At 49.7% G+C, this 20,345-nt stretch carries 14 protein-coding genes; all 14 read left to right on the forward strand.

Going from position 1 to position 20,345, the window contains the following annotated elements; translation table 11 throughout:
* Window positions 1-43 precede the first annotated feature (43 nt).
* The 14 genes from A8O23_RS04980 (at window position 44) to A8O23_RS05045 (ending at window position 20,312) form a co-directional block, all read left to right on the forward strand.
* Window positions 44-538 carry a CinA family protein gene (locus tag A8O23_RS04980; protein WP_066617536.1) on the forward strand — a complete coding sequence of 165 codons (495 nt, stop codon included), beginning with the start codon at window positions 44-46 and terminating at the stop codon, window positions 536-538.
* Between the two features lie 434 nt (window positions 539-972).
* On the forward strand, window positions 973-1,875 hold the full coding sequence (locus tag A8O23_RS04985; protein WP_153042077.1) for a class I SAM-dependent methyltransferase: 903 nt from the start codon (window positions 973-975) through the stop codon (window positions 1,873-1,875).
* A gap of 71 nt (window positions 1,876-1,946) precedes the next feature.
* Window positions 1,947-3,782, forward strand: a complete 1,836-nt coding sequence (locus A8O23_RS04990) for a M61 family metallopeptidase (RefSeq protein WP_066617543.1) — start codon at window positions 1,947-1,949, stop codon at window positions 3,780-3,782.
* Between the two features lie 198 nt (window positions 3,783-3,980).
* The gene (locus tag A8O23_RS04995; RefSeq protein WP_153042078.1) at window positions 3,981-4,589 is read left to right on the forward strand and encodes a hypothetical protein; all 609 of its coding nucleotides are present in this window, start codon (window positions 3,981-3,983) and stop codon (window positions 4,587-4,589) included.
* Window positions 4,590-4,764: 175 nt separating this feature from the next.
* Window positions 4,765-6,249, forward strand: coding sequence for a sodium:solute symporter (locus A8O23_RS05000; RefSeq protein WP_066617548.1), 1,485 nt, complete (start codon window positions 4,765-4,767; stop codon window positions 6,247-6,249).
* A gap of 503 nt (window positions 6,250-6,752) precedes the next feature.
* Window positions 6,753-8,225: a sodium:solute symporter gene (locus A8O23_RS05005; protein WP_066617557.1), complete on the forward strand. Its 1,473-nt coding sequence runs from the start codon at window positions 6,753-6,755 to the stop codon at window positions 8,223-8,225.
* A 25-nt stretch (window positions 8,226-8,250) separates the two neighbouring features.
* Window positions 8,251-8,547 (forward strand): hypothetical protein, encoded by a 297-nt coding sequence (locus A8O23_RS05010; RefSeq protein ID WP_066617559.1) that lies wholly within the window; start codon window positions 8,251-8,253, stop codon window positions 8,545-8,547.
* A gap of 188 nt (window positions 8,548-8,735) precedes the next feature.
* Entirely contained in the window at window positions 8,736-10,550 is a 1,815-nt protein-coding gene (locus A8O23_RS05015; RefSeq protein WP_066617560.1) for an ABC transporter ATP-binding protein, read from the forward strand.
* Window positions 10,551-10,712: 162 nt separating this feature from the next.
* Window positions 10,713-14,000, forward strand: a complete 3,288-nt coding sequence (locus tag A8O23_RS05020) for an amidohydrolase family protein (protein ID WP_066617562.1) — start codon at window positions 10,713-10,715, stop codon at window positions 13,998-14,000.
* Window positions 14,001-15,159: 1,159 nt separating this feature from the next.
* Window positions 15,160-15,741 (forward strand): GNAT family N-acetyltransferase, encoded by a 582-nt coding sequence (locus tag A8O23_RS05025; protein ID WP_239693353.1) that lies wholly within the window; start codon window positions 15,160-15,162, stop codon window positions 15,739-15,741.
* Between the two features lie 103 nt (window positions 15,742-15,844).
* Entirely contained in the window at window positions 15,845-17,041 is a 1,197-nt protein-coding gene (gene argG / locus A8O23_RS05030; RefSeq protein WP_066617565.1) for an argininosuccinate synthase, read from the forward strand.
* Window positions 17,028-18,020: an N-acetyl-gamma-glutamyl-phosphate reductase gene (gene argC, locus A8O23_RS05035; protein WP_066617568.1), complete on the forward strand. Its 993-nt coding sequence runs from the start codon at window positions 17,028-17,030 to the stop codon at window positions 18,018-18,020. The genes argG and argC overlap by 14 nt, the downstream gene beginning before the upstream one ends.
* 117 nt (window positions 18,021-18,137) lie before the next feature.
* On the forward strand, window positions 18,138-19,265 hold the full coding sequence (locus tag A8O23_RS05040) for an aspartate aminotransferase family protein (RefSeq protein WP_066617570.1): 1,128 nt from the start codon (window positions 18,138-18,140) through the stop codon (window positions 19,263-19,265).
* A gap of 90 nt (window positions 19,266-19,355) precedes the next feature.
* Window positions 19,356-20,312 (forward strand): N-acetylornithine carbamoyltransferase, encoded by a 957-nt coding sequence (locus tag A8O23_RS05045; protein WP_066617581.1) that lies wholly within the window; start codon window positions 19,356-19,358, stop codon window positions 20,310-20,312.
* Window positions 20,313-20,345 lie beyond the last annotated feature (33 nt).

The following is a 20,345-nucleotide window of genomic DNA, read 5'->3' on the forward strand; positions in this document are numbered from 1 at the left end:
CCCCGCATAAAGAGTAAGATGAGCAACTATTAACCTTCCGCCTATGAAGACCGAAGAGATCACGCAGCTTGTGCTAAAACTGAAAGACAAAGGCCTCACACTGGCCTTTGCTGAGAGCTGCACCGCCGGCAGCCTGGCCGCGGCTATAAGTGAAGCCACTGGCACAACTGATGTTTTTCTGGGCAGCATGGTCACCTACAGCGCCTTGGCTAAAAACAAAGTTCTGGGCGTTAAAAATGAAACACTAAAGCTATACTCCGCCGAGAGCCAGCAAGCCACTAATGAAATGGTTTTAGGTTTGCAAAAATTGCTAAAAGCAGATGTATGTGTGGCCGTGACAGGTCTATACGGACAGGGAGCCTCTGAAAGCTCAGAGAAACCTATAGGCACCACTTTCATCTCTATTTATTTTAAGGAAAAAGTAGAAGAGTACCGGCAATTATTTAAAGGTGATGCCGCTAAAATGCGCTCCCAAACCATCGATTTCATTTTCTCGAAACTTGATGAAACCGTAGACCGCCATTTCCAGCATGCTTAACTGCTTCTTGTCTTATATTATTTATTTCAAGTCAGACCAGACCCAATGCTTTCCTGATACTCCCCCTTTGAAGGGGGCGAAGGGGGATGTTTACACCAGCGGATCCACACATTCCTGATTTACTCTTTTACGGTCATCCCTCTTTTGCAGTCATCCTGAGCGCTAGTCGAAGGATCTAACGAAGACGCAGTTCTTATACCAGAACTTTTACTCCTGCCACCGCTTTACCCTCCGCCGTTGTTGCGTGTTTTCACCAACAACCTAGATTGCTTTTGCTCCCACTGCCTTTCTTGCTATACCTCTAGCTGCCTCTCTCCCTGCCGGGGTTTGTCACTTTTCTCCTTGATGAGAAAAGTAACCAAAAGAATCAAGAAGCCCCTGACTCGCTGCCGCTCAGACAAAAGGGGCTTCATCTATTTTACCACTTGGCCAGTGTGCGAAGTTCCATAGAGGAGGTGGCCATTACTGCCTTGGACCGCCTGTCCGTGCTCCCGCTAAGCGCCTGCGTGCCCTTGGCACTGCGTTGCCCGCTCCCGCAGGAAAGGCTAAGGAGGGTGTGGTCTTTAATTACTTCTTTTGACTCAGGACTCGCGACTCAGGACTCAAGACTCATTCAGGAGGGGTGGGCTATATGTTTTTGCCCTTCTTTTGTAAAAACAGGTCAAAAACGTTCATCTTTGCGCATGATTTCCCCTTCCACTACGCCAGACTTTAACTTTATAGCGCCGGTTTATGACAGGTTAGCTAAGGTAGTCTTCGGTGATACGCAGCAAAAAGCTCAGGGACACTTTCTCTATAAAATTCCGGTGGGGGCACGTGTGCTGGTAATAGGCGGCGGAAGCGGGGAAATTCTTATCCAACTGCTCCAGAATTGCTCCCCATACCATGTGCTGTACCTGGAGGCTTCTCCGGTTATGTTGCAGAAGGCTAGGCAGAGAACAGAAGCTTCCGTAAAAGCTCCTTTAGTTGAATTTAGATTGGGAACTGAGAACCAACTGCACCCCCAGGAATTATTTGATATAGTCATCACCCCCTTCCTGCTGGACCTCTTCCCAGATTCCTTACTTACAACGCTTATCCAAAAACTGAACAGCGCCTTGCTACCGAACGGGCTTTGGCTGCACACAGATTTTCGTCTTGCCCCTTCAACAAAAGCGCAGCTGTGGCAAAAGCCTTTGCTTTGGGCTATGTATAGATTCTTTGGTGTGCTAAGCAACGTGCAAGCAAGGCAGCTGCCTTCTTTTGAGCAACATTTCCGCCAGGTGGGCCTTGTGCCAATAGCAAGTACCTACTATTACCGAGCCTTCATTGAAGCAATGGTTTTCCAGAAGCCTTAAACCCAATATCAGACTCTAAGAGTGGCACATCATAAATTTGTCCTTATCTTGTGGGGCAACACTGATTCACCATGAAGAAAAGAATTTGCATTGCCCTGGCCGCGGCGCTCTGGGCTTTCTCATCTCCTGCACAGGCGCAACAGAACGTTTCATACCGCGTCTCCTTTGAAAATGCTGTGCACCATGAAGCCAACATAAAGGCTACGTTTACCGGTGTACAAACGCCTACGCTTGAAGTACGAATGGCACGTTCCTCGCCTGGGCGCTATGCCTTGCATGAATTCGCAAAGAATGTGTACAGTGTAGAGGCCACCGACGGCAAGGGAAAACCCTTAACCGTTTCCCGCCCCGACTTACACCGCTGGATTGTTTCAGGCCATGATGGCACCGTCAACGTCTCCTACACACTCTTCGCCGACCACGCCGACGGTACGTATGCCGGAGTGAACCAGACACACGCGCACCTGAACGCACCAGCCACGTTTATGTACGCCCCTTCTCTGGAGAAGGCACCTATACAAGTCCAGTTCATTCCGCCCGCCAACAGCAATTGGACCGCCGCTACTCAGCTAAAGCCTGAGGCCGATCAGATGAGATTCTCGGCACCCGATTTCCAGTATTTCATGGACAGTCCTATAGAGCTGGCCGATCTGAAATGGCGTGAGTGGACGGTGAAAGACAAAGGTATAGAGCAGAAAATCAGAATTGCCATGCACCATTTGGGCACCGACAAAGAACTAGATGAGTACACTGAAAAAGCCAAGCGCATTGTGCAAGAACAGCAGGCGGTGTTTGGTGAGCTGCCCCGCTTTGATTTCGGCACCTATACCTTTCTGGCCTGCTATATGCCCGGCACTCCTTCCGATGGCATGGAACACCGCAACTCTACCTTTATTACCGGCTCCCGTCCGCTGAGCAGCGGCTCCACAGGTCATTTGGGCACTCTGTCGCATGAGTTTTTCCATGCCTGGAACGTAGAGCGTATTCGGCCTAAAAGCTTGGAGCCCTTTGATTTTACAGATGCCAATATGAGCGAAGGCCTGTGGCTGGCCGAAGGTTTTACCTCCTACTATGGAAACCTTCTCTTGCACCGTGCTAACGTGACTACGGAAAAAGAAATTCTGAACTCTGTCATCTTTGCGGTTGGTTTTGTACTCAATGCCCCCGGCAAAGCGTATTTTTCACCGGTAGAAATGAGCATGCAGGCGCCGTTTGTTGATGCCTCACGCTCGGTTGATCCGGTAAACCGCCACAACACCTACATCTCTTACTACACCTACGGCAGCGCCATTGGCATTGGGTTAGACTGGACCCTGCGCACCCGTTTTAACCGCACCCTAGATGATTTCATGCAATTGCTGTGGAAGCGCTTCGGAGAGCCGGAAAAACCGTACACCTTACCGGAGATAGAACAGGCTTTGGCAGATTTCACCAAAGACCCAGCCTTCGCGAAAGACTTTTTCCAGCGCCACATATATGGGAAAGAACTTATGCCCTATGAAACGCTAGCCCAGCACATGGGATTAGCGTTACGCCCTGCACAGCCTGGAAAAGCTGTTTTAGCGCTGGAACCGCTGCGTTTCAATAAGGATCAGGCTACCATTGCCATGGGTACTTTCCAGAACAGTCCGTTGTATGGAGCTGACCTAGACAACGGCGATATTATACTGACGGTTGAGGGCAAGAAGCTGAAAGACCAAAAGACCTTAGATGAGTTACTGGCAAAGTACAAGCCTGGTCAGAAGGTGACGGTGGAGGTAATGCAAGACGGCACTAAATCTAAGAAGACAATTACGCTGATTCAGGACCCCAAGCTTGAATTAGTGCCCCTGGAAAAAGCGGGGCAAAAGGTAACCGAGGAAGCTAAACAGCGCAGAGAAGCCTGGCTGGCCAGCAAAGGGAAATAGACATGTTGCCCCCTTCTGTCGTTTTGGGCCTGTTTTTCTAAAAACAGGCCCAAAACGACAGAAACTATTAGACGACAGAAGCAGTTCTTACGTTAAATTAGTAACTTACACTGGGTTATCTGCTATGGCAGGTTTTGCGCAAAGTGTTACCCACCAACATTGCTACTATCTTTACAGATGAACCATACACTTTTCACCTTGAGATCTCTTTTTCTGCTGATGTTTATGGCCCTAGCTGGAATGGCCACTACACAGGCACAAGACATTCTGCAACGTACTTCTGATGTTGACTCCTTGGAATTGCCGCAGATGGCGCCGCCACGCATTAGCTACGGGTTAACCGCAGGTGCCTTTGTGAGCAACTTGGGCTCGGGCTCTTATATTGAACCAAGGGTGCAATACCATGTCACGCCAAGATTTCAGGTATTCAGTAGCCTGATGGTGGTGCAAAGCTGGGGTGGCCCTACTTATACCACTACTACCGGAGAAGGAAAATTCACCGCTGCCCATTCAGCTTACCCTACCAGACAGTACCTGCTGCACGTGGGCGGCTCTTATGCCATGAGCGAAAAACTGGTTCTTAGTGGCAGCGTCTGGAAAGATCTGAACCCAGCAGCCTCATACGCACCGGGACAAATGACTCCCTTCGGCTTTGGGCAATACCCGCGGCAGGGCTTCAACTTCCGGGCCGACTACCATATTTCCCCTAACGTTACCATTTCAGGAGGCATCCGCTCTGGCAACAGTTACTCCCGAGGTTTTGGGGGCCACCCAATGGGCGGCTTTTATTCTCCTTGGGGATTTTAGACAGCTATAATTCTTAATTTTTATTAAAAAGCCCTTCCTAAATACCAATGGAAGGGCTTCTTTTTTGTAGCTTACGGTCGTTTTGGCCACACTTCATCATAGGCACCCCAGCATTTGGGTGCTAAACTTGGCTCGTGTTCAAGCCTTTACCTACTAAAAAACCATAAATTCACCCATGTCGTCTACGCTTATTTTAGGCATCATAGCCGCTTATTTCTGTGTTCTGATACTCATTTCGTTTCTGACCAGCAAGAAGGGCGAATCTACAGACAGCTTCTTTTTAGCAAACCGCGCCTCGCCTTGGTATGTGGTAGCCTTCGGTATGATCGGGACCTCCCTTTCCGGAGTCACATTTATTTCGGTTCCGGGCATGGTAGCCAATGCGCAGTTTTCTTACCTGCAGTTCATTTTGGGGAACATGGCAGGTTATTTTGTGGTGGCGCTGGTACTCATGCCTTTGTATTACCGCCTTAACCTGGTTTCTATCTACACCTATTTAGAGCAGCGGTTTGGGTACTGGTCTTATAAAACCGGCGCGGCTTATTTTATACTGGCCCGTACGCTTGGTTCTGCATTCCGCCTTTTTCTGGTGGCAGGCGTACTTCAGCTGGCTGTGTTTGACGAGCTAGGCGTTCCTTTTGAAGTTTCGGTAATTATCACCATTGCGTTAATTTGGGTATACACGTTCAGAGGCGGTATGAAAACCATTATCTGGACAGATACTTTCCAGACGCTGGCTATGCTGGTCTGCGTGGGCATCAGTATCATCATGATTACCGATGAGCTGAACCTCGATTTTCAGGGCATGGTAAACTCCATCAGCGAGAGCAAGTACTCTAAGGTATTCTTCCTGGACGATTTTAAAGACACCAAATACTTCTGGAAGCAGTTTGTCTCCGGGGCTTTCATCTCTATAGTAATGGTGGGTCTGGACCAGGATATGATGCAGAAAAACCTGAGCTGTAAAAATTTGGGTGAGGCGCAGAAGAACATGTTCTCTTTTACTGCTATTATTCTGGTGGTGAACATTTTGTTCCTGAGCTTAGGTGCCTTGTTGTACATTTTTGCTGAAACCAAAGGAATCGCTCTGCCTGCTAAAGGAGACATGGTATTCCCAGCTTTAGCCCTCAACCACTTTACCGCCTTTGCGGGCATTACATTTATTCTGGGTATTACTGCCATAACATATGCTTCCGCTGATTCTGCCTTAACCGCCCTTACCACCTCTTTCTGCGTAGATTTCCTTGATTTCAAGAACCGCCCGGAGGCTCAACGCGTGCGCCTGAAAAACTGGACTCACCTTGGTTTCTCAGCGGTGATGGCCATCGTGATCATCATCTTCAAAATTCTGAATGATGAGAGTGTGGTGCAGGCGGTGTTCAAGGTGGCAGGTTTCACGTATGGTCCGCTGCTGGGTCTTTATGCCTTTGGCATGTTCAACAACCGCCCTGTCCGCGACAATTTAGTACCTGTCGTTTGTGTGCTGGCTCCGGTACTGACCTTCATTCTCAACTATAACTCAAAAGAATGGTTCTGGGGCTATGAATTCGGGTTTGAGGTTTTGCTGCTGAACGGACTCTTGACTTTCTTGGGTCTCTGGGCCATCTCCAGCAGACGAACTGGTTTGCTCACCGATAAAGACCCTGAAGCAATTGCATAAACTTAGAAAAGGCCTGTCAGTGAGACAGGCCTTTTCTATTATTGGGTTCTTCCTGCATTAGCACAAACCATCTAGGCGCTTGTTCTAGCAAATTCCCCCTTTGAAGGGGGGGCGGATGTTTACACCAGGCGGTCATGGCGTTCCCAATAATTTTCAAGGTAGGGACAGGGCTTGACCTGTCCGCGGCGTTGGCCTTAGTAATTTGCATCGCCCACTATGCATCTTCGTTAGATCTCTCGGCGTTGCTCGAGATGACCGAGAAAGGAAAGGATCTATAATGGTAACATCCCCCTACCCCCTTCAAAGGGGGCGGAACACGTGTAAAAAGATGTGGGATAGAATGAGCATCTTCAAAAGGGGAGTATCGGGTAGGGTAACATATCTAACTTTCTGTTTTCGACCTGTTTTTCAAAAAACAGCTCCAAAACAAAAGCCACCTCTTACTTTTGCACCTCCACCAACACAATTCTTAATTCTTCATTCATAATTCTTAATTAAAAGAAGTGTCTCCACTCCTCATCCTTTTCATCATCATAGGTTACTTTTTCCTGCTGCTGGGAGTTTCTTTGGCCACGGGCAAAAAGGGCGAATCTACGGCAGGCTTTTTCCTGGCTAACCGCCAGTCGCCGTGGTATGTGGTGGCGTTTGGTATGATTGGCACCACCCTCTCGGGCATTACCTTTGTGTCTATTCCGGGCATGGTGCAGAAGACGGGGTTTACCTATCTGCAGATGGTGCTGGGCTACGTGCTGGGCTATGTGGTGATTGCGTTGGTGCTGCTGCCGCTGTATTACCGCCTGAACCTGGTGTCTATCTATACCTATTTGGAGGGTCGGCTGGGATATTGGTCTTATAAAACAGGCAGCGCTTTTTTCCTGCTGTCACGCACGCTGAGTGCAGCGCTGCGGCTATATCTGGTAGCGGGAGTGCTGCAACTGGCGGTGTTCGGTCCTTTGGGAGTGCCTTTTGCCGGCACTGTTTTCCTGACCATCGGGTTTATCTGGCTTTATACATTCAGGGGCGGCATGAAAACCATTATCTGGACCGATATGCTGCAAACGCTGGCCATGCTTTTGTGTCTGGGGGTTAGCATCTGGCTAATTTCAGAGGAATTGAATCTTGGCTTCTCTGGATTAGTGCATACCATAACCGACAGTCCGTCTTCCCAGCTTTTTATCTGGGACCCCAAGGCTCCCAACTTTTTTGTGAAGCAAGTGTTGGCGGGCATGTTCATTACCATTGCCATGACAGGGCTTGACCAGGACATGATGCAGAAAAACCTTAGCTGCCGCAACCTGCCCGATGCCCAGAAGAATATGTTCTGGTTCACGGTTATTCTGGTGGTGGTGAATGTGCTGTTCCTGTGCCTGGGGCTACTACTGTACTTCTATGCGGCACAAGCAGGCATAACGCTCCCAGACAAAGGCGATGACGTTTTCCCTTTCTTAGCCCTGAACCATTTTTCAGCGTTTGCAGGAATCGCGTTTGTTCTGGGCATCACTGCCATCACCTACGCCTCCGCCGACTCTGCCCTTACCTCGCTCACTACTTCCTTTTGCGTAGACTTCCTGAACTTCAAACACCGGCCGGAGCCCCAGCGCATCAGGTACAAAAACTGGGTGCATCTGGGCTTCTCTTTTCTGCTGCTGCTGGTGATATTGGCGTTCCGGTACTACAACAACGAGAGCATCATTGCGCTGCTGTTCACGCTGGTAGGCTACACTTATGGCCCGTTGCTGGGCATGTTCACCTTTGGCATGCTTACCCGCCGTTCCGTACAAGACCGATTTGTTCCTGCCATTGCTGTTCTCTCGCCGGCGCTTACTTATGTTATCAGCAGCAACTCCGCTGACTGGTTCTGGGGCTACCAGTTTGGGTTTGAGGTGTTGCTGTTGAACGGTCTGCTGATGTTACTGGGGCTGCTGCTGGTTTCTAAAAATAATAGTTTACAAAATTTCAGTAAATCTTTATATTAAGGAAAATCAACTCATCTAGCACACAATGAAAAAAATTCTTTTGACACTTGCTTTCTCCTCAGCTCTCCTAAGTTGTAACAATGACCAGAAAAAGGCAGAAGAGGTAATAATTAAATATGAAAAAGAAAATTTGCCTTATATAAAAGGTTATGAATCTGTTGCGTTTGATAAATTAACTTTAATTCAAGATAAAGACAACGTACCTCAACGGTATAGAATACTACATAAATTTAGAATTGGGAATGAAGGCTATCTCGTTAAAAGGCGCTACCACTTAGATTTAGCTCTTTCCAATGTAACTCATGCTGTTACTCTCGAATAAACGAGCTTGTAAGCTTTAGAAGTTTTATTTCCGCTGTATTGTCTACCTTTGTGCGATTTGCGCCAGGCAAAGCTAAACCTAGGCCGTTTTTAGCCAGTTTTCCTGAAAACAGCTCTAAAACAGGAGTAGCTTATCACTTGGTGCACCATCGGCGAGAGCCGAAATTTTTATTATTCAATTATTAGTACATGGCAAAACGCGGATTTGGCTCGGCAAACGGGCAGGAGACTGAGGGAAGAAAGAAACTCAGCAAGGAAAGTCTCCAACGCGGTCTTCAGGTATTCCGGTTCACCCTGCCTTACAAGGGCAAATTCATCATAGGGCTGATCTTCCTGCTTTTCTCCAGCCTCACGTTCATGGGCTTTCCGGCGCTAACGGGGGTGTTGTTAGACGCGGCCACCGGTAACGAAACTGCCTTTACCCAAGATTTAGACCTTATTGCGCTGGCTCTTTTCGGGGTGATATTACTACAAGGCATTTTCTCCTTTTTCAGGGTTTACTTTTTTGCGCAGGTGAGCGAAAATTCCATCGCTGACATCCGTAAAAGTCTCTACTCACAGTTCATGGGGCTACCCATCACGTTTTATGAGCAGCGCCGCGTGGGCGAAATCACCAGCCGCATCACGTCAGATGTCAGTTATATACAAGACACTTTCTCTATCACGCTGGCCGAACTTTTCCGGCAGGTGACCACCTTGGTAGTAGGCGTTGGGCTTATCATGTACTACTCCGTAAAGCTCTCTTTGTTCATGCTGGCCACGTTTCCGGTGCTGGTGATTTTTGCCATGATTTTCGGGAAACGGCTGAAAAAACTGTCTAAGAAAACGCAGGACGAATTAGCCGTGACCAACGTGATTGTAGAAGAAACCCTGCAAGCTATACAGGTGGTGAAGGCGTTTACGAACGAACTATTTGAGATTAAGCGCTACCGCAGCGCCATTGGCCGGTCTGTAAACACAGCCATTACCACCTCCATCTACCGGGGAGCTTTCATTTCCTTTATTATCATTGGTCTGTTTGGTGGTATTATTCTGGTGATCTGGTACGGCGCCACCTTAGTGCAACGCGGTGACCTTAGCCTGGGTGAGTTGACGTCTTTTGTGCTATACACCATGTTTATTGGCGCCTCAGTAGCTGGCTTAGGTGATTTGTATGCCAAGATTCAAGTGTCCATGGGTGCCTCAGAGCGGATTCTGGAAATTCTGGACATGCCCGCGGAGCAACCGGAACTGGGATTACAGCCATCGGCGGTGCGGTTCAACGGCAACGTACGCTATGAGCACGTGGGCTTCTCCTACCCTACCCGCCCCGATTTGCAGGTGCTCCATAACATCCATTTTGAAATAAGAGCCGGCGAGAAAATTGCGTTGGTAGGGCCTAGCGGAGCCGGAAAGTCTACCATTGTGCAACTGCTCATGAAGTTCTACCAGGTAGACCAGGGCAGCATTTTTGTAGATGGCCAGAACATCAACTTCATGCCCTTGAATGACCTGCGCAGCAACGTAGGTATAGTACCGCAGGAAGTGCTGCTGTTTGGTGGTACCATCCGCGAGAACATTGCTTACGGCAGGCCCGATGCCACCGAGGAAGAAATCTGGGAAGCCGCCCAGAAAGCCAATGCTTTGCAGTTCATTCAGTCGTTCCCCGAGGCGTTTGACACAATTGTGGGAGAACGAGGCGTAAAACTGTCTGGAGGACAGCGCCAGCGTATTGCCATTGCCCGCGCCATTCTAAAAAACCCTGCCATTCTCATTCTGGACGAGGCCACCAGCTCGTTGGATTCCGAATCGGAGAAATTGGTGCAGGATGCCATGGATGAACTCATGAAAGACCGCACGACCATCATCATCGCGCACCGTTTGGCTACTATCAGAAAAGTGGACAAGATTCTTGTGATTGACCGCGGTCAAATTGCTGAGGAAGGCACCCATGACCAGCTCTCTGGCAACCCCAACGGCATTTACGCTAACCTGCTCAAGCTGCAGTTTAATACGGTCGAGTAAACCTAAAACAGAAAAGAGCGCCTTATCAGCGCTCTTTTTTTGTGCCATTTTGTTTGTGTGAATGTAAAATCTTATGTGCACCAGAAAGCTAACATCTGTTCGTTATACAAAACAACTGTCCTGTTTTCTGCTTAATTTTGAAAAAATACACCAAAAACACGCATGCGTAAACCCTTTATACTGTTCCTCTCCCTGGCGTGCGGCTGGTCCTCATTAGCCCAAGCCCAGGAAGACAAAAAGAAATGGTCCGTTACTGATAATCACGGGCCGAACAAGCAAATCACTATCTCCGTTTCTGAAGGCACCTGGATGAACCTGGACGTGAGCCCGGACGGAAAAGAAATTGTCTTCGACCTGCTAGGCGATATTTACAAAATGCCGATTACTGGCGGCCAGGCTACCTTGTTGGCCGGCGGACCCGCGTATGAGGTACAACCTCGGTTCAGCCCCAACGGCAAGCTCATCTCTTTTATCTCAGACAAAGAAGGTGGTGATAATATTTGGGTCATGAACCCAGACGGCAGCAATGCTAAATCTGTCACCAAAGAAACCTTCCGGTTAGTGAACAACGCCGTATGGTCGCCAGACGGTCAGTACCTCATTGCCCGCAAGCACTTCACCGCGGGTCGCTCATTGGGCGCTGGCGAAATGTGGCAGTACCACTTTGCCGGCGGTACGGGCATGCAGCTGACCAAACGCAAAAACGAGCAACAAGACGCCGGTGAGCCTTTTGTGTCGCCAGACGGCAAGTACGTGTACTTCTCTGAAGACATGAGCGGCGGCTCTACCTTTGAGTACAACAAAGACCCGAACGGTCAGATTTATATCATCCGCCGCGTGAACCGCCAGACCGGTGAAATTGAAAATGTAGTAGGCGGCAACGGCAGCGCCATGCGACCTACTATTTCGCCGGACGGCAAAACCTTGGCGTTTGTGCGCCGCGTGCGGAATAAAAGCGTGCTGTACGTGCATGACCTGAAAACCGGCGAGGAGCGCCCGGTGTACGATCAACTGAGCAAAGACCAGCAGGAAGCGTGGGCTATCTTCGGGGTGTACCCTAACTTTGACTTCACGCCTGACGGAAAGAATATTGTCATCTGGGCGAAAGGGAAACTCTGGAATGTGGACGTAGCCAAAGCTGCAGCCAAAGAAATTCCATTCAAAGTGTCGGCGCAGCATAGTATTGCGGAGGCAGTAAAACACGTGGCTACGCCAGAAGAGGTAGCACCTAAGCATTTCACGGCCAAAATGATCCGGAACGCTATAACATCTCCTGATGGCAAAACGCTGGTATTCAACGCCGCTGGCTACCTCTGGAAAAAACAACTGCCTAACGGCAAACCCGAGCGGATCACCAACAGTACTGACTTTGAGTTCTACCCCTCATTCAGCCCCGACGGCAAGGAAGTAGTGTACAGCACCTGGGACGATGACAAGCACGGAGCGCTTTACGTTTCTGCCCTGAAATTCGGAAAACCCCGCAAAATCACCTCAGACAAAGGCTTCTACGTAAATCCATCTTTCTCACCGGACGGCAAGCAGATTGTCTTCCAGAAAGATCGCGGCAACGACCACATGGGCCACACCCACGGCAAAGAACCGGGCATTTACGTGATGCCTGCCAAAGGAGGAGAAGCAAAGCTGGTACAGAAGAATGGAGTGATGCCATTGTTCAACAAAGACGGCTCGCGCATCTTCTTTATGTCCGGTGAAGGCGAAGGCGTTGCTTTTAAAAGTGCTGACCTGCACGGCAAGGAAGTACAAACCCACTTCACTTCTAAATACGCGAACCAATTCACTCCCAGCCCCGACAACCAATGGATTGCCTGGACTGAGTTATTCAACGTGTACATAGCGCCGTTCCCGGCTGCAGGCAAAGGCTTAGACCTAAGCGCCGATACAAAATCAGTACCCGTAGCCCGCGTAACCCGTGATGCCGGCACCAGCGTGCATTGGTCTAGTGACAGCAAGAAACTGCACTGGATGCTGGGCGAAGAATACTTCACCAACGACCTGAAAATCCGCTTCAAGTTCGTAGAGGGCGCCGTAGCTAACATTCCGCCTATTGACTCAGTGGGTGTAAAAGTAGGCTTGCAGCTGAACTCAGACATTCCGCAAGGAAAAGTAGCGTTCACCAATGCCCGTATCATCACCATGAAAGGCGATGAAGTGATTGAAAACGGCACCTTATTAGTAGACGGAAACAGAATAGTGGCGGTGGGCACTGCTGGTTCAGTGCAAGTACCAGCCGGAGCCAAGGTAATAGACGCTCAAGGTAAAACCATCATGCCAGGTCTGGTAGACGTGCACGCGCACTTAGGCACATTCCGGTTGGGCATGAGCCCAAAAAAGCAATGGTCTTACCTGGCAAATCTGGCTTATGGCGTTACCACCACCCACGACCCCTCTTCCAGCACCGAGATGGTGTTCAGCCAGAGCGAGATGGTGAAAGCTGGGAACATGGTGGGTCCGCGTATCTTCTCTACGGGCACCATTCTGTACGGCGCCGATGGTAATTTCAAAGCCGTTATCAATGGTTTGGATGATGCCCGTTCGCACCTCCGCAGGTTGAAAGCGGTGGGCGCTTTCTCTGTGAAAAGTTACAACCAACCCCGTCGTGAGCAACGCCAGCAGGTGATCCAGGCAGCTCGGGAACTGGATATGTCGGTGGTGCCGGAGGGCGGTTCCACGTTCTTCCACAACATGACCATGATTCTGGATGGCCACACCGGCATAGAGCATAATATTCCCATTGCGCCTGTTTATGATGACGTGTTACAGTTATGGGCAGGCAGCAAGACCGGCTATACTCCTACCCTTATCGTAAATTACGGCGGCAACTCAGGCGAGTACTACTGGTATCAAAAAACCAACGTGTGGGACAAAGACCGTCTGCTGCGCTTCACGCCAAGAGCCGTGATTGACGGCCGCTCGCGCCGCGTAACTCATGTGCCAGACGAAGAATATGACAACGGCTACATAGCCACTTCCCGTACTCTAAAAGCTCTGACTGACCGCGGCGTGAAAGTAAACCTAGGCGCCCACGGCCAGCTCCAAGGCTTGGGCGCCCACTGGGAACTCTGGATGCTGCAGCAAGGCGGCATGACCAATTTAGAGGCCTTACGTGCTGCTACCCTGAACGGTGCTCATTATTTAGGCATGGACAAAGAACTGGGCTCACTGGAGACAGGCAAACTAGCTGATATCATAGTGCTTGACAAGAACCCGCTGGAGAACATCCAGAATACCGAGAGCGTGCGCTATACTATGGTGAATGGTCGTCTTTATGACGCTGAAACCCTAACGGAGGTTGGCAACTACAACAAACCTTTGGGCAAGTTCTACTGGAGCAACAACAACACCAGCACGTTTGACTGGCATGATGACCTGAACACTCGCTTCTACGGCATAGCTGGGGAAGCCTGCGGTTGCCATGGACATACGCACTAGCGCTTCGCTAAATTAAAAATTAGAAATGGAGCAGGTTCTGTTTTAGGCCTGTTTTACTAAAAAGAGCCGGGAAACGATTCCCGGCTCTTTTTCTTTTGTAAATGGATTGGTATTAATATGTTTCTGCTGGAAGTTGCTCAGCAGAGGTTAACCCGCCTCACCAAGGAGGCAGGGCTGTTAAGTTCTCCACTGTTCGAGATTTGCAATCCTGAACTTTGTATCCTTCAGATTTGCAATCCGCAGCTTTCCTTTATAATGGTGCAGCAACGGGGATTACAAATCCCCTGAATACCCGCTTCCGGATTGCAAATCCGGAAGAGCAACTTCTTGTAGTGAGAACTTAACAGCTCTACCTCCTTTGAGGGGAGTTTCGTTGCATAATAAGGGGCTGATGCTTTAGCCATCTTTTGCTATTAGTAACCGCTGAAACCGCTCTTCCGGATTTACTAATCCGGAAGCCCTCTGTCGGGGATTTCCTAATCTTCGTACCACAGCAGACGCCAAAAAGGGGATTGATAAATCCCCACAGCATCAAACGATAGGCGCAGGAGTACATATCTTTTTACATGTTACTCATATTTTCACCTTCTCACCCAAATCTCCTATTTAACCGCAACTTCCTAGGCTACAGCAAGAACCGTTTTTGCCTTACTTTTCAAAAACGGCACTAAAACAGCAATTCTGCTTTCGTTTCGTCAATTCTATTGCAGATTCTTCACGGCCTCCACAGAAATTCCTGAACCTCAATTAATTTTTAGTAAATTCTGAACCAAACCGTTGGTTATTTCATTTTTTATATGAAATCTTTGCATAGAGACTCACTGTAGAAGTCTCATTACTATTTCGATATTTATTTAATTCGATGAATAAAAAGTCGCTTTTATCAGTTGTGACCGCAACGGTAAAACGCTCCCTTCTGGCGAGTGCGCTTTTTTCTGTTCTTCCCAGAACAGTTTTTTGTGAACCCATTTACCTTACCCGACCGAGGCGCTAGGCCACCGGCCACCGTTGTCTCAGACAACAAAACCGGGCTCTATCCTGTATGTCAATAACATATTGACAACAGAAATCTATTTTCTTTTTAGTAATCTCTTCAATTTATATACCAATGCGTATGTACGCTACGGCTGTAGAGTTACAGCCCATTGCACCTGTTTCCATGGAAACTACTTCTAACGACTTCTCTGTGGTGGTAGCCACTGAGGAACATACTCCTTTTGCCCAGCAAATTTGCGACGAGATGGAAGCCTCGGCCAAGGCGCGCGGCACCGGTATTGCCAAGCGCTCTCCAGAATACGTGGCCAAAAAAATGGAAGAGGGCAAAGCGGTCATCGCATTCAAAGCAGATGGTACGTGGGCTGGCTTCTGTTACATTGAGACCTGGGGACACGGCGAGTACGTAGCAAACTCCGGCCTCATTGTAGCGCCCGAACTCCGCAAAAGCGGCCTGGCTAAACGCATCAAAGAAAAAATCTTCGAACTGTCCCGCACCAAATATCCAGAGGCCAAAATCTTCGGCTTGACCACAGCGCTGGCGGTAATGAAGATAAATTCAGACCTGGGCTATCGTCCGGTTACCTATTCAGAACTCACCAAAGACGAAGAGTTCTGGAAAGGCTGCCGCAGCTGTGTCAACTTTGACATTCTCACGGCCAAAGAGCGCAGCAACTGCCTTTGCACGGCTATGTTGTTTGTGCCGCCCAAACCTTCGGAAGGCTCTGACAATTCTCTAAAGCAGTAAAATGAAAATATGCTGGCCGGGCAACTACTTTAAGGTGTCTGACCAGCATATTCCCTATTAACAGTTTTCAACCCATCATTTATAAGTACCTTACCCTAAACCCATGAAAAAAGTAGTTCTCGCGTTCAGTGGCGGCTTAGACACATCTTTTTGTGTGAAGTACCTACTGGAACAAGGTTATGAAATCTATTCGGCCATTGTGAACACCGGCGGCTTCTCTGAAGAGGAGTTGGCGGAGATTGCCCGAAGGGCCGAGAATCTGGGCGTGGCCCAACACGTAACCTTAGACGAAACCGACAACTACTACCAGTCTTGCCTGAAGTACCTCATCTTCGGCAACGTACTGAAGAACAACACCTATCCGCTATCGGTGAGCGCGGAGCGTATTTCTCAGGCAGTGGCCATTGCCAAATACGCCCAGCAAATTGGTGCAGAAGCAGTAGCGCACGGTAGCACGGGCGCGGGCAACGACCAGGTACGGTTTGACATGGTATTCAACATTCTGGTACCCAATGTAGAAATCATCACTCCCATTCGTGACCTTAAACTGTCGCGCGAGGAGGAAATTGCCTACCTGAAAGAGCGGGGCGTGGAGATGGACTTCCAGAAGGCGCAGTACTCTATCAACAAGGGTATCTGGGGTACTTCTGTAGGTGGTAAAGAGACCCTGACGTCGCACCAGGCACTTCCTGAATCTGCGTACCCAACCCAGTTAACGAAAGAAACGCCCGAGCGTATTACGCTGCACTTTAAAAACGGCGAGCCGGTTGGCTTGAACGATGAGATGTTCGACAACCCAGTACACGTTATTCAAAAGCTGCAGGAGATTGCCGGGGCCTTCGCCATTGGCCGTGACATTCACGTGGGCGATACTATCATTGGTATTAAAGGCCGCGTGGGTTTTGAGGCGGCGGCTCCTATGGTTATTATCAAAGCACACCACGCCCTGGAGAAACATACGCTTACTAAGTGGCAGTTGTACTGGAAAGACAGCCTGGCTACCTGGTACGGCAACTGGATGCATGAAGGTCAGTTCCTGGACCCAACCATGCGCAACATCGAGACCTTCCTTACTGACACGCAGAAAACCGTGACGGGCAAAGTACACGTGTGGCTGGCCCCGTACCGGTTCCAGGTGGAAGGCATTGAATCAGAGCATGATTTGATGTCGTCTAAATTCGGTTCTTATGGCGAGATGAACAATGCCTGGAGTGGCGAAGACGTGAAAGGCTTCTCCAAGATTTTCGGGAACCAGACCATGATGTACCGCTTAATTAACGGCGAAGATGGCGCAGAGTAATCTTATAAAAGTGGGCATAGTAGGCGGAGCAGGCTACACCGGTGGTGAACTGTTGCGCCTGCTGGTGCACCACCCGCACGTACAGATAGCCTTTGTACATAGCAACAGCCAGGCCGGCAAACCCGTCACCGACACTCACACCGACCTGCTTGGCGACACAGACTTAGTCTTCACCAACGAGCTGAGCATCGAGGTAGACGTACTGTTCCTCTGCGTAGGCCACGGAGATGCGAAGAAATTCTTAGACGCCAATCCTATTCCAGACACAGTAAAGATTATTGACCTGAGCCAGGATTTTCGACTCACTGCGAAGTCATCTTTGGGCAACCGCCAATTTGTGTACGGCCTGCCCGAGTTGAACCGTGAACAGATTAAAACCGCCGCCAATGTAGCGAACCCAGGTTGCTTTGCGACGGCTATTCAGTTAGCCTTGCTCCCGCTCGCTCAGAATGGTTCCTTGCCAGAAGAAGTACACGTGAGCGGCATTACGGGCTCTACGGGCGCGGGCCAGAAACTGGCCGAGACCTCCCACTTCAGCTGGCGCAACAACAATATCTCCAGCTACAAAGTGTTCGGCCACCAGCACTTGCTTGAGATTACCGAAAGCCTGCAAGCGCTGCAAAGCAAGTTAGACACCGCCATTCGGTTTGTGCCCTACCGCGGTAACTTCAGCCGAGGCATTCTGTGCACCACCTACCTGCACTCAGACCTGAGCCTAGAAGAAGCGCAGCAATTATACAGGCAGTTCTACAAAGGACACCCGTACACCATCGTCACGGATAATAATACAGATTTGAAACAAGTGGTGAATACGAACAAATGCCTTATATATATTGAGAAGCACGACAACCAATTGGTCATTACCAGCCTGATTGACAACCTTTTGAAAGGCGCCAGTGGCCAGGCCGTGCAGAACATGAATTTGTTGTTCGGGCTGGAAGAAAGAGCCGGCTTGCAGTTGAAAGCCATTGGGTTTTAACTCAATTCGCGGTTGCAACAGAAGTAGGACAGCTGCTTATAGGCTGTTTTCAGAAAAACGGACCCAAAATAGAAATTGGAGTCTGATGTCTTACGTCTTGAATCTTACGTCTTCAAAATGAATCTCTTCGATGTTTATCCCCTTTTCAATATAACTCCTGTGAAAGCCCTCGGCTCAAAACTCTGGGACGAGAACGGCACCGAGTACCTGGATTTGTACGGCGGCCATGCCGTGATTTCCATCGGCCACAGCCACCCACATTACGTGCAGCGCCTCACGGAGCAACTGAACAACATTGGCTTTTACTCCAACTCCGTACAGATTCCGCAGCAACAGGAATTGGCCGACAAATTAGGGAAACTGAGCGGCTACGAAGATTACCAGCTGTTCCTGATTAACTCGGGCGCGGAGGCGAACGAGAATGCTTTGAAGCTGGCGTCGTTCCACACGGGTCGCAAGAAGGTAATTTCCTTTAGCAAGTCGTTTCACGGCAGAACCTCGGCGGTAGTAGCCGCTACCGATGACCCTAGCATTGTGGCCCCTGTGAACGAGACGGAGAACATCATTTTCCTGCCGTTCAATGATGCTGCCGCCGTAGAGGAGGCTTTGGCAACAAACGAGGTAGCGGCCATCATAGTGGAAGGCATTCAGGGCGTGGGCGGCGTGAACGTTCCTACCAGCCAGTTTTTGCAGGATTTGGAAAAACTAGCCAAGAAACACGGCGCTTTGCTTATCCTGGATGAAATCCAGTCGGGCTACGGGCGTTCTGGTAAGTTCTTCGCGCACCAGCACGCAGGCATCAAACCAGATTTGATTACCATCGCCAAAGGCATGGGCAACGGCTTCCCCGTGGCGGGCGTTCTGATTTCGCTTGAAATTCCCGCCAAACACGGAATGCTAGGCACCACCTTTGGGGGAAATTACCTGGCCTGCGCTGCAGCTCTGGCCGTGCTGGAAGTAATGGAACAGGAAAACCTGGTAGACAATGCCGCCGCCATGGGCGAGTACCTCATGGAAAAAGCCAAAGCCCTGCCAGGTGTAAAAGAAGTGCGCGGTCAGGGATTGATGGTAGGCATTGAGCTGGAGACACCCTGCGCTCCCCTTCGCAAGGCATTGTTAGACGAGTACCAAATCTTCACCGGCTCCGCCTCCAACAAAAAAACCATCCGTGTACTGCCTGCCTTAAATGTGACGCAGGCAGAGTTGGATAGATTTTTAGAGGCGTTTGCTGCCTTGGTAAAATAGACACAAGATGTAAGACATAAGACACAAGACTTTTGATATAAGATGGAAAATCTTGTGTCTTATGTCTTGCGTCTTGAATCCCAAAATAAAATGAAGCAATTCACTTCCGTTCACGACGTAGAAGATATAAACGCCCTAGTGCAGGAAGCGCTGGAGCTGAAGAAAAACCCGTACGCATTTGAGCATTTGGGCAAGCGCAAGACCTTGGGTCTTATTTTCCTGAACCCCAGCTTACGCACCCGCCTCAGCACGCAGAAAGCCGCGCAGAGCTTGGGCATGAACGTGATGGTCATGAACATGGGCCAGGAAGGCTGGGCACTGGAAACCCAGGACGGCGCCATTATGAACGGCACCACCGTGGAACACATTAAAGATGCCGCCGCTGTGATGGGCGAATACTGCGATGTGCTAGGCCTCCGCTCCTTTCCCAAACTGCAGAACGTAGAAGAAGATTATTCCGAAGAGATTCTGAAGAAGTTCATCCAGTACTCCAACGTGCCTTTCGTGAGCCTAGAATCGGCCACCCGCCACCCGTTGCAGAGTTTGGCCGACTTAGTAACCATTACCGAGCACGCCCCGCAAGGCCGTCGTCCGAAGGTGGTATTGACCTGGGGACCGCACGTGAAAGCACTGCCGCAGGCCGTGCCGAACTCTTTTGCCGAATGGATGTGCGCCGCTGATGTGGACTTCGTCATCACCCACCCAGAAGGCTATGAGTTAGACCCGCAGTTCACCAACGGCGCAACCATCACCCACAACCAGCAAGAGGCTTTAGAAGGTGCCGACTTTATCTACATAAAGAACTGGTCCACCTTTCAGCCCCAATACGGGCAGGTGCTCACGCAAGACCCCAGCTGGATGCTCACGAACCAGCACTTGGCCAACACCAACAACGCCAAAGTCATGCATTGCCTACCCGTTCGCCGCAACGTGGAACTGAGCGATGAAATTTTGGACGGCCCGAACTCCCTGGTAGTAAACGAAGCCGCCAATCGTGAATTCGCCGCCCAGGCGGTGCTGAAGCAGTTGCTGGAAGGGATTCAGTAAATGAACCGAAGACCTCACAGGTTTTAAAAACCT

Origin of the sequence: Rufibacter roseus (assembly GCF_001647285.1) — a bacterium.
GTDB classification, from domain to species: domain Bacteria; phylum Bacteroidota; class Bacteroidia; order Cytophagales; family Hymenobacteraceae; genus Nibribacter; species Nibribacter roseus.

Coding starts and splice junctions, on each gene's coding strand:
- A8O23_RS05015 (WP_066617560.1), top strand. CDS start 8,736: ATGGCAAAACGCGGATTTGGCTCGGCAAACGGGCAGGAGACTGAGGGA.
- A8O23_RS04990 (WP_066617543.1), top strand. CDS start 1,947: ATGAAGAAAAGAATTTGCATTGCCCTGGCCGCGGCGCTCTGGGCTTTC.
- argC (WP_066617568.1), top strand. CDS start 17,028: ATGGCGCAGAGTAATCTTATAAAAGTGGGCATAGTAGGCGGAGCAGGC.
- A8O23_RS05010 (WP_066617559.1), top strand. CDS start 8,251: ATGAAAAAAATTCTTTTGACACTTGCTTTCTCCTCAGCTCTCCTAAGT.
- A8O23_RS05025 (WP_239693353.1), top strand. CDS start 15,160: ATGGAAACTACTTCTAACGACTTCTCTGTGGTGGTAGCCACTGAGGAA.
- A8O23_RS05020 (WP_066617562.1), top strand. CDS start 10,713: ATGCGTAAACCCTTTATACTGTTCCTCTCCCTGGCGTGCGGCTGGTCC.
- A8O23_RS05040 (WP_066617570.1), top strand. CDS start 18,138: ATGAATCTCTTCGATGTTTATCCCCTTTTCAATATAACTCCTGTGAAA.
- A8O23_RS05045 (WP_066617581.1), top strand. CDS start 19,356: ATGAAGCAATTCACTTCCGTTCACGACGTAGAAGATATAAACGCCCTA.
- A8O23_RS05000 (WP_066617548.1), top strand. CDS start 4,765: ATGTCGTCTACGCTTATTTTAGGCATCATAGCCGCTTATTTCTGTGTT.
- A8O23_RS04980 (WP_066617536.1), top strand. CDS start 44: ATGAAGACCGAAGAGATCACGCAGCTTGTGCTAAAACTGAAAGACAAA.
- argG (WP_066617565.1), top strand. CDS start 15,845: ATGAAAAAAGTAGTTCTCGCGTTCAGTGGCGGCTTAGACACATCTTTT.